The 13,600-nt window shown below is 68.8% G+C and carries 13 protein-coding genes; 8 read left to right on the top strand and 5 right to left on the bottom strand.

Annotated features, from left to right (window positions below; all coding sequences use genetic code 11):
- The first annotated feature begins 45 nt into the window (after positions 1-45).
- The 6 genes from RU01_RS03390 to RU01_RS03415 all read left to right on the top strand — a co-directional run bounded on the left by RU01_RS03390 (position 46) and on the right by RU01_RS03415 (position 6,056).
- On the top strand, positions 46-840 hold the full coding sequence (locus RU01_RS03390; RefSeq protein WP_156148779.1) for a hypothetical protein: 795 nt from the start codon (positions 46-48) through the stop codon (positions 838-840).
- On the top strand, positions 837-2,423 hold the full coding sequence (locus RU01_RS03395) for a DNA polymerase Y family protein (protein ID WP_042573106.1): 1,587 nt from the start codon (positions 837-839) through the stop codon (positions 2,421-2,423). The genes RU01_RS03390 and RU01_RS03395 overlap by 4 nt, the downstream gene beginning before the upstream one ends.
- Positions 2,420-3,658, top strand: coding sequence for a DNA polymerase IV (dinB, locus tag RU01_RS03400; RefSeq protein ID WP_042573107.1), 1,239 nt, complete (start codon positions 2,420-2,422; stop codon positions 3,656-3,658). Before RU01_RS03395 ends, dinB begins: the two co-directional genes overlap by 4 nt.
- A gap of 12 nt (positions 3,659-3,670) precedes the next feature.
- Positions 3,671-4,429, top strand: coding sequence for an alpha/beta fold hydrolase (locus RU01_RS03405; RefSeq protein WP_042573108.1), 759 nt, complete (start codon positions 3,671-3,673; stop codon positions 4,427-4,429).
- Positions 4,430-4,513: 84 nt separating this feature from the next.
- Complete coding sequence (locus tag RU01_RS03410) at positions 4,514-5,056, top strand: hypothetical protein (protein ID WP_042573109.1); 543 nt, start codon at positions 4,514-4,516, stop codon at positions 5,054-5,056.
- Between the two features lie 46 nt (positions 5,057-5,102).
- Positions 5,103-6,056: a HAMP domain-containing protein gene (locus tag RU01_RS03415; RefSeq protein ID WP_042573110.1), complete on the top strand. Its 954-nt coding sequence runs from the start codon at positions 5,103-5,105 to the stop codon at positions 6,054-6,056.
- On the opposite strand, the gene RU01_RS03420 is transcribed toward RU01_RS03415, so the two are convergent.
- The gene (locus RU01_RS03420) at positions 6,038-6,886 is read right to left on the bottom strand and encodes a helix-turn-helix domain-containing protein (RefSeq protein ID WP_231568585.1); all 849 of its coding nucleotides are present in this window, start codon (positions 6,884-6,886) and stop codon (positions 6,038-6,040) included. The genes RU01_RS03415 and RU01_RS03420 overlap by 19 nt on opposite strands.
- 74 nt (positions 6,887-6,960) lie before the next feature.
- On the opposite strand from RU01_RS03420, the gene RU01_RS03425 reads away from it, so the two are divergent.
- Both RU01_RS03425 and RU01_RS03430 read left to right on the top strand, forming a co-directional pair.
- The gene (locus tag RU01_RS03425) at positions 6,961-7,335 is read left to right on the top strand and encodes a VOC family protein (RefSeq protein WP_042573352.1); all 375 of its coding nucleotides are present in this window, start codon (positions 6,961-6,963) and stop codon (positions 7,333-7,335) included.
- 54 nt (positions 7,336-7,389) lie between these two features.
- Positions 7,390-7,683 (top strand): putative quinol monooxygenase, encoded by a 294-nt coding sequence (locus RU01_RS03430; protein ID WP_042573111.1) that lies wholly within the window; start codon positions 7,390-7,392, stop codon positions 7,681-7,683.
- A 3-nt stretch (positions 7,684-7,686) separates the two neighbouring features.
- Here the strand turns inward: RU01_RS03430 and sigJ are convergent, their stop codons facing one another.
- The 4 genes from sigJ to RU01_RS03450 all read right to left on the bottom strand — a co-directional run bounded on the left by sigJ (position 7,687) and on the right by RU01_RS03450 (position 13,547).
- A complete protein-coding gene (gene sigJ, locus RU01_RS03435; RefSeq protein WP_042573112.1) occupies positions 7,687-8,598 on the bottom strand; it encodes an RNA polymerase sigma factor SigJ in 912 nt (303 codons plus the stop codon).
- Positions 8,565-9,320 carry an SDR family oxidoreductase gene (locus RU01_RS03440; protein WP_042573113.1) on the bottom strand — a complete coding sequence of 252 codons (756 nt, stop codon included), beginning with the start codon at positions 9,318-9,320 and terminating at the stop codon, positions 8,565-8,567. Before RU01_RS03440 ends, sigJ begins: the two co-directional genes overlap by 34 nt.
- A 79-nt stretch (positions 9,321-9,399) precedes the next feature.
- Positions 9,400-11,397 (bottom strand): SDR family oxidoreductase, encoded by a 1,998-nt coding sequence (locus tag RU01_RS03445; RefSeq protein ID WP_042573114.1) that lies wholly within the window; start codon positions 11,395-11,397, stop codon positions 9,400-9,402.
- A gap of 35 nt (positions 11,398-11,432) precedes the next feature.
- Entirely contained in the window at positions 11,433-13,547 is a 2,115-nt protein-coding gene (locus tag RU01_RS03450) for an MMPL family transporter (RefSeq protein WP_042573115.1), read from the bottom strand.
- Positions 13,548-13,600: the final 53 nt, after the last annotated feature.

Genomic DNA, 13,600 nt, shown 5'->3' on the forward strand with positions numbered 1-13,600 from the left:
TCGGTCTTCCTCCGGGGTCTCGATTGTCCCGACCTGGGAGTGCGTATGCCTGTTTCCGTTGATTTCGAAGGTCTCGAGGGCCTGTCCCGCAGCGAGCGTATCGAGATGCTGCGACGTCGTATCCACTCGACGCCGCCGTCGGCTTCGGCGCAGCCGACTCCCGCTCAGCCGGTCAGCCTCACCGCCACGGCCGCTGCCCCTGAACGCGAGCCTGCCCCGAGGCGTGTGCGTCCCGTGCTCCCGGTGCCGGCAGCGTTGTCGGCGCTGCTCCCCGAGGGCGGTCTGGCGCGCGGGTCGGTGGTGTCGGTGTCGGGAGCGGGGTCGCTCCTGCTGGGCATCCTCGCCGCGGTCACCGGGTCCGGTCGACACGCCGCCGTCATCGGCTTGCCTCGGCTGGGTCTGCTGGCCGCGTCGGAGATGGGTGCGCAACTGCACCGCGTGGCGCTGGTTCCGGATCCCGGACCCGATCCGGTGGAGGTCGCGGCCGTCCTGCTCGACGGTATCGACCTGGTGGTGCTCGGGCTGGGTGGCAGCGCGGTTCCGCCGTCGCGGGCTCGTGCCGTGGTCGCCCGTGCCCGCAACAAGGGTGCGACGCTGATCGTCACCGACGGTCGATGGGACGGGGCCGAGTTGCGGCTCGAGGCCCGGATCGACGGCTACGACGGGCTCGGGTCGGGTGCCCGCACGGGACACGGCCGGGTGCGCGCGGTACATCTCGGTGTCGAGGTCCAGGCCCGCGCGTCGCGTCCACGCCGTGGCCGGTTGACGCTGACGTCGACGGGTTCCGGCGTCGAGTGGGGAACGAAGGCCGATCCTGTTCTCGAAGCCCTGCCGTCATGACCAGCCCTGCTGCCGCTCGGCGCAGCCGAGTCCTGGCGGTGTGGTGCCCCGACTGGCCCGCCGTGGCAGCGGCGGCCGCAGCCGACATTCCGGCGTCGGCCCCGGTGGCCGTCGTGTCGGCGAACCGGGTCGTCGCCTGTTCGGCGACGGCGCGGACCGAGGGCGTCCGCCGCGGTGCGCGCCGACGGGAATCGCAGGCCCGATGCCCGGAACTGTATGTGGCACGGGCCGATCCGGATCGTGATGCTCGACTGTTCGAACCGGTCGCATCCGCGGTGGACGAGGTGGTGCCCGGCATCGAGGTGCTGCGTCCCGGGCTCCTGCTGCTGTCGGCGCGCGGTGCGGCGCGGTACTTCGGGTCCGAGGAGGCCGCGGCGGAGAGGCTCGTGGACACGGTCGCCGCGGTCGGCGTCGAGTGCCAGGTGGGAATTGCCGACGAGGTGAGCACCGCGGTGATCGCGGCGCGTCACGGCGCCGTCGTTCCGCGGGGCAGCGGTGCACAGTTCCTCGCGCCGCTCCCGGTGTCCGAGCTGTCCGCCGAGCCGTCTCTCGCCGCTCCGGACCGGATCGAGCTGGTGGATCTGCTGATCCGGCTCGGACTGCGCACCGTCGGAGACTTCGGCGCGCTGTCGCCCGTGGACGTCGCTTCGCGCTTCGGCACCGACGCAGTCCTCGCTCACCGCAGCGCGCGAGGTGAGCCGGAACGTCCACCGTCGGCACGCGTGCTTCCGCCCGACCTCGATGTCGAGTACCTCTGCGATCCACCGATCGATCGTGTCGACGCCGCAGCCTTCGCCGGCCGCGCCCTGGCAGAGAAACTGCACGTCACTCTGTCGGCAGCCGCGGTGGCGTGTACCCGGTTGCTGGTGCAGGCCAGCACCGCCAACGGCGAGCACCTCTCGCGCACGTGGCGGTGTGCCGAGCCGCTGACTCCGGAAGGCACCGCGGATCGAGTGCGGTGGCAGCTGGACGGGTGGCTCACCGGCCGCGCCGCGAACAAGCCCACCGCCGGCATCGTGGTGCTGCGTCTCGAGCCGGTGGAGGTGGTGTCGGCGGGGGCGCTGCAGTTGGGGTTGTGGGGCGGTGTCGGCGACGAGGACGAGCGCGCCCGACGCGCTCTGGTGCGCGTTCAAGGCCTGCTGGGCGGCGACGCCGTGCAGGTGGGTGTTCTCAGTGGTGGTCGCGGGCCGGGGGAGCGCGTGACGATGCTTCCGTGGGGTGACGAGCCGATTCCCGACGCCGACCCCACCGCGCCGTGGCCGGGCCGACTTCCGTCGCCGTCACCGTCGGCACTGATGCCGACGCGTCCGGAGATCACGGTGTCCGACGCGTCGGGAATCGCGGTGCAGGTCACCGAGCGCGGCATGTTCGACCGTGTGCCCACGCGGGTCGACTGGGGTTCTCGCAGTTGGACTCTGCACGGGTGGGCGGGTCCGTGGGCGGCGGACGAGCGGTGGTGGGATCTGGGTGCGACGTCGACGGCTCGACAGGTTGCGCGGGCGCAGGTGCTGCTCGAGGACACCCGGGCGCTCCTGGTGTTGCACGACGGTGGACGCTGGTTCGTGGAAGGGATCTACGAATGACGGCGGAACGGGCACGCGAGAGGGTCGGCGAGGCCACGATCCTGCATGCGGACCTGGATTCCTTCTATTCCTCCGTCGAGCAGCGCGACGACCCGTCGTTGCGCGGGCGGCCGGTCATCGTCGGCGGCGGAGTGGTCCTCGCCGCCAGCTACGAGGCCAAGGCATACGGGGTCAAGACCGCGATGGGTGGACGTCAGGCCCGTGCGCTGTGTCCACAGGCCGTGGTGGTGCCGCCCCGGATGGGCGCGTACTCGCAGGCGAGCAAGGACGTCTTCGCGGTGTTCGAGAACGTCACCCCGCTCGTCGAGGGCATCTCCATCGACGAGGCCTTTCTCGACGTCACCGGCCTCGCGCGGCTGTCGGGATCCCCGTCCGACATCGCCCGCGACCTGCGCCGCACCGTCGCCGAGGACGTCGGACTGCCCATCACGGTAGGCGTGGCGCGCACCAAGTTCCTGGCGAAGATCGCCAGTGCCGTCGCCAAGCCCGACGGCCTGCTGGAGGTCCCGCCCGACCGCGAACTCGAGTTCTTGCACCCACTGCCCGTGGAGCGGATGTGGGGAGTCGGCCGGGTCACCGCGGACAAGTTGCACGCTCAGGGAATCCGCACGATCGGAGAGTTGGCCGCGCACCATCCGGGCGCACTGGCATCCGTCCTGGGGACGGCTGCAGGGAGTCATCTGCACGCACTGTCCCACGGCATCGACGCCCGCCGAGTCAGCACCGGGAGGAGTCGACGTTCCGTCGGAGCTCAGCATGCTCTGGGGCGTCGGCACAAGGACCCGGCGGACATCGACGCGGCTCTGGTCGCCCTGGTCGACCGCGTCACCTATCGGATGCGTAAGGGAGACCGAGCCGGACGCACCGTGACGCTGCGTCTGCGCTTCGACGACTTCACCCGCGCGACGCGCTCGACCACTCTGACACGCGCGACAGCGGACACCCACCTCATTCTCACCGCTGCTCGGTCACTGCTCGCAGCATCGATGTCGACCATCACGATGCAGGGTCTGACTCTGGTCGGCGTTGCCGTGTCCAATCTGGAGGACGGCGCGGCGCACCAACTGGAACTGCCGTTCGGTCCCGTCGAGGACGAGCATCCGACGATCGACCGAACGGCCCTGGACAACGCGCTGGACGGCGTGCACCGGAAGTTCGGATCGTCGGCAGTGACACGCGGGGTCCTGCTCGGGCGCGAGGAGCGTCCCTCGGTGCCCATGCTTCACGACCAGTAGCGTGGACGGTCTATGAACATGACCGACGGTGTGGTGGACGTTGACGGGGTACTGCTGCACTACCGGGATTCCGGTGGCGAGGATGTACTGGGCGTTCCCGTCGTCCTGGTGCACGGCATGGGCGGCGACGGCGGTACGTGGAACACGTTCGCCCGCACACTGATTCGTCGGGGTCGACGCGTCGTGGTACCGGATCTTCGCGGGCACGGCCGCAGTGGCCGCGCCCCGAGCTACCTCTTCGAGGAGTTCGGCCGTGACATCGAAGCGCTGATCGACCACCTGTCCCTGTCGCGCGTCGACATCGTCGGGCATTCGCTCGGCGGCCATGCCGCGACGCTGGTGGCGCAGCGGAGACCGGCCGTCGTGCGCAAGCTGGTCGTCGAGGAAGCACCGCTGCCGATCCGGCCGGGCGACGCTGCACCGTCGATCGCCACCAAGTTCCCCTCCGCCCGCGAACTGCTGCACGCCACGACCAGTGCGATCCGTCATCCGCGCGCTGTCCTGGCGTTCGACCGTTCGATGACGTCGTCGGCGTTGGCGCAGTTCCGTGCACCCGACGCGCGGTGGTGGGAAGCGTTGCAAGACATCGATGCCGACGTCCTGCTCGTCGTGGGAGGGCCGACCGGGATGGTGGACCGGACACGGCTCGCCGCGATGACCGCACGGCTGGCGCGGAGCCGCGTCGTCGCCGTGGACAGCGGGCACAGTGTGCACCGCGATCGCGCGGACGACTTCGATGCCGCCGTCGGGCCGTTTCTCGCCGCGGAATGACACGGGCGGTCGATCGCTGTGACGCGGTCCAGACCTTGTCGACTTCACCCCGAGCGGGGCACCGCCGTCGCTACGGTCGTCGCCATGACGAGCCCCGAGAAGTTCACTCCGACACGGCGAGACGCAGCACTGGCGGCGTGGGCCTCCATGTACGCAGTGTCCGAGCTCAGCCTCATCCGCACGACCGGGCAGGGCGGGGCCGCCTACGCGCAGCTCCAGGTGTGCCCGTCGGGCGCTCGGTACCGGTCGGTCGTCGAGAACATGAGCCCGCGGGCTGCGCGAGAGCTCACCAACGGGTACCACGCCAACTTCCACCACCCCGTGCTCTACGCCAAGGCGCTGCGCATGGGCGCAGTGCGATTGGCGGAACTGGTGCCCGTGTCCCCGCTGCTGCGCCGCGTACTCGTGGCCGCGCCGGCCCTCGCGGCGACGGCGGACATCACCGAGAACGTCGTCAACCTCTACATCCACGAGGACGTCGACCGCATCACCGACACCACTGCCAGGGTGTCCAGCGCGCTGAGCATCGTCAAGTGGACCGGAACGGTCGGGCCGCTGATCTACATGACGACCGAGTTCGTGCCGTTCTGGTTCCGGGCGGTCGCGGGGCGGTTGTCCCGACGCTGACGCCGACAGACCGACACCGGGTGGACGGTGCGGTTATCTTCGAGGGATGCGCACCCCCCGTCCGGCAACGGCACTGTCTCTGCGCAGCCGCATCCGCCTGCTGACGGTCAGTGTCGCGGCACTGGCAGTGGCGATCTGTTCGGTCGTGATCTACATGGTCACCGAGGACGCGTTGCGCACCCAGCTCTCCGATCGCGTCGGTCGTGACGCCGACAAGCTGATCGAGAGCGACTCCTCGGGCCTCTCGCCCGCTGCCTTCGGGTTCGCCGCCGGCACGGGCGCCAGCCGGAGCTTTCTGCGCGTCGGTGTGGTCAGCGCCGCCGGTGACGTCTACTCCGCCACCGGCACCTTCGAACCGTTCGCCACCTCGGACGGGGTGCTCGAGGCACCCGTCGCGTCGGTGGTCTCGGGCGAGACCGACCGCATCGTCACGGATCTGAACGGCTACGCCGTGGCCATCGAAAAGGCGCCCAGTGGGTCGACCGTGCTGGTCGCCGAGTCGTACGACTCGCTGTCGGGGGTGCTGTCGGGTCTGCTCGTCATCTTCGTCACGGTCGGTGGGGCGCTGGTGATCGTGGCCGGGATGGCGGGGTACCTCGTCGCGATGACGGGACTACGACCGGTGGGTCGACTGACCCGCGCCACCAGACGCATCACCGAAACGGGAGATCTGAGCCCCGTCGACGTCGCGGGAGACGACGAGTTGGCGCATCTCGCCGATCGCTTCAACGACATGCTGGCCGCGCTGACGCGCTCACGGCAAGCGCAGAACCACCTCATCGTCGACGCGGGCCGTGAACTGCTCGCCCCGTTGACGGCGTTGCGTACCAACATCGAGCTACTGATCGAACTCGGCGAGCCGGGCCGAGCAACGGTACCGCTCGACCCGGAGGCCGTCGATCAGCTGCGTCGCGACATAGTCGATCAACTCGACGAAGTGGCGCACCGCATTCACCGCCTGGTCGACGATGCGCGTGAGGCTCACACGCAGGAGGCGTAGGACGCCGGCGGGCGTCCCACCAGCGCCGTGAACGCGCGGATCAGGTGGCTCTGATCCGAGTACCCGAGCTCTGCAGCCAGCGCCGCCCAGTCGACCGGTCCGCCCGCGTGCGCCGCCGCGGCGACGTCGAGCAGGCGGAACCGCTGCACGACCCATTTCGGTCCGACGCCGACGTACTCGGTGAACTGACGCTGCAGCGTGCGCAGACCGACGCCGGACAGTGCGGCGAGATGGTCGGCGCGCGTGATCGACGGATCCGCCTCGGCCAGCTCGACCAGCCGAGCGATCTCGGATGCGACGGGGTCCGGCGGTGGGCACCGCTCGACGAGCCAACGATCGAGGATGTGCGCGGCCGTGGCGGTGTCGACGGAGGGATCGAGGAGGCGAGCGGCCACCTCGGCGTCGTCCACTCCGCGTGCAGGAAAACCGGTCACCTCGCCCACGGGAACGATCCGGTCGGTGAGATCACGGACTCCGCTGCCGAGGAAGGGCCGGAATCCGCCGGGCCGGAACGCCGCCGCGACGGTGCGCCCCTGCCCGGTGAGGCGTCGTTCGAAGCGTTTCCGCATGACACCGTTGACCAACAGGCGTGGACGGCCGTCGTGCACTTCCGCGGTGAGGTGGATGACCGGCCGCGGAACCACCTCTTGCACATGGGGTTCCGGGCAGTTCCAGACCACGGACCAGATGTAGTCGACGAATCCGGAGATCACCGGCGACGGTCCCACTCGGCCGACGTCGATGCGCTCGACGGCGCGTGACGGGTGGAGAATGCCGGCACGAGCGCGCGCTTCTCCACGCTCGAGCGAGAGATCGCGGTCGTCCGACACGTCACGAAGCATAGGCAGGTGCGGTGACGCGTTTGTCCAATCCGGACGACGAACGGTGGACGACGATTGCGGTCATGACGACACGACTCGCGATGATGACGCTCGACTGCGCCGAGGTGGCACCGGTGGCGGAATTCTGGTCCGCGTTCCTCGGCTGGACACAGGTGATGGGGGACGGCGAGAACTACGCCATGTTGGCCGGACCGGACGGTGGAGCGGCACTCGGCTTCGGCAAGGTCGATCACTATCAGCCGCCCGCGTGGCCGAACGAGAACGGCAGCAAGCAGTTCCACTTCGACGTCGCGGTCGACGACATTCCCGCCGCCGAGGCGCGTGCGATCGAGCTGGGTGCAGCCCTTGTCGACCCTCAGCCGGGGGAGACGTGGCGAGTGCTCCGGGATCCGGCGGGCCATCCGTTCTGCTTGACCGATGCCGCCAACTGGGGCTGACGCCCCCCGTGGTCGACTGGGTCGGAACCGTTCCCGACCGAGAAGGACTACATCGTGGCCATCACCGCACTGCTCGACCTGCGTCTCGACCCCGCTCGCCTGGAGGAATCCCTCCGGATCATCGACGAGACCCTCGTCGCCACGCGCGCCTTCGAGGGGTGCCTCGGCGTCGAGGTCACCGCTGACGTGAAGGATCCCGCCCACATCGTGATCGTCGAGAAGTGGGCGAGCGCCGAGGCCGACGCCGCCTATCGGGCGTTCCGTCAGACGCCGGAGGGCAAGAGCGAGCTGGGATCCATCGTCGTCGCCGCTCCTGTACTGACGGTGCTGGCTCCGGTCGGCGACTGACCGTCACTCCCGCCACACGGCGGCGTCGACGAGGGCGAGCTTGTCGGGTGAGCGGATCATGTCGATCCGGTTCACCCGACCGCTCGCCGACACGTCGAAGGACACCACCCCGACCAGGACGTCGCCGACCGTCAACGTGAGACCGTCGCGTCCGTTCACTCGGCACGGGTGCAGCCGAAGGGAGTCGCCGACCTTCGCGGCGATACCCAGGAGGAAGCGCGCCACGTGATCGGCGCCCGTCACCGGCCGACGTGCTGCCGAGACGGCCCCGCCGCCGTCGCTGATCAGGACGACATCGGGATCCAGCGTCGTCAGCAGGTCGGCCAGGACGCCGGTGCCGGCGGCGCGCGTGAAGGCACGGACCGCGTCCGCATGCAGATCGGCGGGGACGTCGAAGCGGGACGTCCCGTTTGCGACGTGACGTCGTGCGCGGGAGGCCAACTGCCGCACAGACGTCGGCGTCCTCCCCACGATGCGGGCCACCTCGTCGAACGGAACCCCGAACAGGTCGTGCAGGACCCATGACGTGCGCTCCGCGGGCGACAACGCTTCCAGCACGACCAGGAGGGCGAAGCGCACGGACTCGTCCAGAGTGACTCGGTCGGAGGTCGCGTCGACCGAGTCGACCAGCGGTTCGGGCAGCCACGGGCCGACGTATGTTTCTCGCCGAACACGTGCCGAGCGCAGCACGTCGAGGGCGGCTCTGGACACGGCGACGACCGCCCAAACTTCGACGTCGAGAATCGGTGACGACGCGTCGGCGGCCATCAGTTTCGGCCAGCAGTCCGAGACGACATCCTCGGCGTCGGCGTGCGAACCCAGGACGGCGTAGGCGATCCGGACCAGTCGGGGCCGTATCCGGACGTACTCCTCGGTGACGGTCACCGGGAAGGCGCGACGTCGCGAGCGAGCCATTGCTCGAAGGTCTCCACCCCCTGCGGCCCACCCGGTGCCGGGAGCAGGCCACCGTTCGCCATGCCGCGGCCACCGGCACCCGGAAGTCGCAGAGGAACGACCAGTCGCCGCGATCCTCGTGCGCGGAGCACCCGGCGGGCCAGATCGGGTTGGTACTCCGGCTGGGGTCCCGCGAATTCGACGACGGCCGAGAGTGGTTGCGCGACTGCGAGGTCGACAATATGCGCGGCGACCTCCGCGACACTGACGGGCTGACTCCGCATCGTCGGGATCATCGCGATCGGGCCGGGAGTCATCGCCAGAGCCTGATCGGTGAACTCGTGGAACTGGGTGGCCCGCAGGATGGTCCACGGCACCGCGGACTCCCGAACCAGTTTCTCCTGCAGGCGCTTACCAGCGTAGTAGCCGTAGTCGACTCGATCACATCCCACGATCGACAGCGCCACGTGGTGGCCGATTCCAGCACGTTCCCCGGCGCGGAGCAGTGTCGTGGTGACGGCGCCGAAGAAGGCTTCGGACTTGCTTGCGGACATCGTCGTGACATTGGAGGCGTCGATCACCGCGTCGACACCGGCCAGCGCGTCGTCGAGTTCCGGGGTCGGCCGAGTGAGGTCGATACCGACGGACCGTGCCAGGACTACCGGGGTGTGGCCCAGTGTCCGTAGGCGATCGACCACCAGTCGCCCCGCCGCACCCGTTCCGCCCGCAACCGCAATTCGCATGGCCCCATCCTTCCGTCATGAGGGCGCCTGATGGAACCCATCAGAGGGAAGGACGAGGCGACGGGGCGGAACGTGACATTCACCAGCTCGCGCCGGGTACCCATCGTCCGGCGCGACGGATCGCGCGGGGAAGGCGGAACTCGCGTCCGGCCTTCTTCGGCGCCCGTGGACCGGACGACCACGAACTGGTGTCCGTGCTGCCCTTCGCCGCTGCGCTGTCCGGGTACGCCTTGTAGTACGACGCCAGGACACGGTCCTTCGAGCGTGGCATCAGCAGGTTGCCCCATTCGGCGGCAGTGCCGGTGGGGACGTCGATGCGCTTCGGCTTCTCGATCAGGGCGCGCATGACCATCGCCGCGGCCTTCTCGGGTGTCTCGACCTTGTTGACGTTCTTGTTGCCCGTCGGCGCGATCATCGGGGTGTCCACCAGCGGCATGTGGATGGTGGTGAAGGAGATACCGTCGGCGAGAGTTTCGGAGGCGGCGACGGAGGTGAACGCGTCGAGCGCAGACTTGCTCGCGACGTACGCCGCGAAGCGCGGCGGGTGGCTCTGCACCGATGCACTGCTGATGTTGACCACGTGGCCGAACTTGCGTTCCCTCATGTGGGGGAGCAGCGCCAGGATCAGGCGCAGAGCGCCGAAGTAGTTGACCGCCATGGTGCGCTCGAAGTCGTGCAGCCGGTCGGTCGAGAGCGTGAGCGAGCGCCGGATGGATCGTCCGGCATTGTTGACCAGCATGTCGACGTGGCCGTGGTCGGCCAGGATGGCGGGCACCGTCTCTGCCACCGACGCGTCGTCGGTGATGTCGCAGACGTAGCCGTGCGCTTCCGCACCCGTGGCGCGTATCTCGTCCACCACCGTCGTCAGCTTGTCGCCGTCGCGGGCGATAAGGATGACTCGTGCGCCCTTGCGGGCCGCCGCGAATGCCGACGCCTTGCCGATGCCCGACGATCCGCCGGTGATCACGACGTGACGCCCCACCAGTGGTCCCGCGGGATCGTCGCGACGAGCGCGATAGGGATCGAGGTGCGCGCGCCAGTACGACCAGAGAGCGGGCGCGTAGTCCCGTAGTGGCGGAACCTCGATCATGTTCGTGCTCAGAGCCTCCCGCGTGCGGGTGGAGTCGAACCGCGTCGGCAACGTCAGATGCTCCGCCATGACAGGGGGGATGTCGTAGTTCTCGAACACCGAATCCCGTGCGGCCGCAACGTGCTTGTTGGTCGAGCGCAACAACGGCGTGACGACGGCACCGGGGATGCTGCCGACGGCACGAGGAGCGCCGGCGGCGTCGGCCAGAGCCGAGTAGACCTCGCGCATCGGCTGCGGGCGGGGGTTGACCAGGTGGAAGGCGCGACCGTCGAGACCCGGTGTGTGTACCAGGGCGACGAGCGCATCGGCGACGTAGTCGACGGGGACGATGTTCGTCGCGCCCAGAGCCGGCACCGTCATCGGGAGCAGCGACGGTAGCTCGGCCAGCAGCGAGATCAGCCGGAACAGGTAGTACGGGCCGTCGATCTTGTCGATCTCGCCCGTCCTCGAATCGCCGACGACTGCAGCCGGCCGATAGACCCGCCATGTCAGGCCCGGCGTCTCCCGGACGACTTTCTCCGCTTCGAATTTCGTGCGGTGATACGGCGTCGGAAAGCCTTGTCCGCGGTCGAAGTCGTCCTCGGTGAACGTGCCCCGGAAGTCGCCCGCGACCGCGATGGACGACACGTGGTGCAGGGTGGCGCCGAGTGACCGGGCGAGTTCGGCGACAGCGGCCGTTCCCTGCACGTTGGTCGACTCCTGTTCCTCGCCGGCGGTCAGGTCGTAGATCGCGCCGAGGTGGATCACGTGGTCGACCGCTGTCAGAGCGGACAGTGCCGACTCGTCGATGCCGAGGCCGGGTCGCTCGAGATCGCCGATCAGCGGGCGAACGCGGTGACCGGAGGACTCCGCGACGCCGCTCAGGCGGTGTTCCGAGGTCGGTCGCACGAGAACGTGGACCACAGCGTCGGCGTCGCGTTCGACCAGTCGGCGCACTACGGCCCGGCCGAGGAATCCTGTGCCACCGGTGACCACGTAAGAACTCATGCGCGGACCTTACCGCGGAGTAAGTACCGGCGGTATCAGTGACCGATGCCGACTTTTTCGTGCACCTTCTTCATCCATGCCGGTGCCCACCAGTTGGCCTCTCCCATGAGCTTGACCAGCGACGGGACCAGTAGCATGCGGATGATCGTGGCGTCGATGATCAACGCCAGAATCATGCCGACACCCAGGAATCGCATGATGGACAGTCCGGACATAGAGAACGCACCCGTCACGATGATCAGGATCAACGCTGCCGCGGTCACGATGCGTCCGGTCCGCTGGGCGCCGATCAGCACCGCTTCCTCGGTGGTGGCGCCGGCGGTGCGGGCCTCCACCATGCGGGACATCAGAAACACCTCGTAGTCGGTGGACAGCCCGAACACGACCGCGAGGATGAGAACCACGAAGGTCGCCTCCAGCGGTGCCGGTGTGACGCCGAGCAGGCCCGCCCCGTGACCCTCCTGGAAGATGAACGTCAGAGCTCCGAACGTTGCCGCCATGCTCAGTCCCGCCATCGCGACAGCCTTGATCGGCAGCACCACGGAGCCGAACGCCAGGAACAGCAGGATCAGCGTTGACACCACCATGATGGTGAGCATCACCGGCAGCCAGCTCACGATCGCGTTGTTGCCGTCCAGGACCAGGGCCGCTGCTCCGCCCACCGTCAGGTCGGTTCCGGCGGGTGCCTGGATCGCGCGGAGTTGCTGCACCACATCCTGTTGCGCTTCCTGGGACACGTCCGAGGAGAAGGTCGCGTTGATGACCACGAAGTCGCCGCTGGCCGTGCCGAACTGGACGTTGGCGATCCCGCTCACCGCGCGCGCAGCCGTCGTGACCGCGTTGATGGCGGGGCCGTCCGGCCGCGCCGACTCTCCGTCCAACACGATGGTGGCGCTGTCGCCGGTGCTGCTGAAGTCGGAGGACAGGGTCTCGAACGCGATACGCGCGGGATCGTCGGCGGGCAGCGCGGTGTAGGACACCTCGCCCAACTGGGCCTTGACCAGCGGTGCGGCAACGACCAGCAGGCCGACGATGATCAGGGTGGCGACAGTGATGGGGCGCTTCATCACCTTCGTGACGACCCCGCCCCAGAACTTGTGTGCGCGTGCATCTCCGCGATCCGAGGCGGTCCTCGACCAGGTGATGGCATTGATGCGGTGACCCAGCATGGCCAGGACGGCCGGTACAGCCGTCAACGACAGCAGAGCCGCACATCCGACGGCCGCCATCGCGCCGAAGCCGAGGGATCGGATGATGGCCTGCGGGAAGACGAGCATCCCCGCGAAGGCGCAGATGAGCAGCAGACCGGAGAAGACGATGGTGCGCCCGGCGGTGAGCATCGTGCGCCGTGCGGCCTCGTGGGACGTGGCTCCGCCCCTGAGTTCCTCGCGGAACCTGCTGACGATGAAGAGGCCGTAGTCGATGGCGAGTCCGAGACCCAGCAGGCTGGCGACGTTGACGGCGAAGGAACTGATCTCGGTGAACGTGGTGAAGATGCGCAGGACTGTCAGCGCGCCGGCCACCGACAGCGCTCCCACGATCACGGGGACTGCGGCGGCCACGACGCCGCCGAAGATGACGACCAGAAGAATCAGCGTGATCGGGATGGCGATGATCTCGGCGCGGACCAAGTCTTCCTGGAGCTGGGTGTTGAAGGAGACGCCGGCGACGGAGGCGCCCGCGAACTGCGTGTCGATGCCGGCGACCTCCAGCTTGGGGAGCAACTCCGAGAACGACGCGACGGTGATGCCGCTGGCGTCGCCGAGGGTGACGGTCGCGAGTCCCTTCGTGCCGTCCTTGCTCTCCAGGAACGGCTTCTGCACCGGTCCGGCCGTCCAGTAGGAGGTGATGTCGTTCGGACCCACCTCCGCCCGGAACGCGTCGAGCACCGGCGTGACGTCCGCGCCGATGTCGTCGAGCGTGCGGCCGTCGGGCGCGGAGTAGATGACGATGATGTCCGGGGCGGCGGTTCCCAGGCCCTGGATCTGTCGGGCGACCTGCACGGCCTCGCTGCCGGGATCCTCGTATCCGCCCTGGCTGAGGCTGCCGAAGACCCCGAGTCCCCACGTGGCGCCTGCCAGAACGATGACGATCGCGGCGGTCAGGACCCACCGTGCCCGCGACACCACGAACGAAGCCCAGCGAGTCACAGAAAATCCCCTATGTGGTCGTGCCGATCGGTCGTCGACGTCAGACAAACCCT

Source organism: Rhodococcus sp. MEB064, from assembly GCF_000834565.1.
Classification (GTDB): Bacteria; Actinomycetota; Actinomycetes; order Mycobacteriales; family Mycobacteriaceae; genus Rhodococcoides.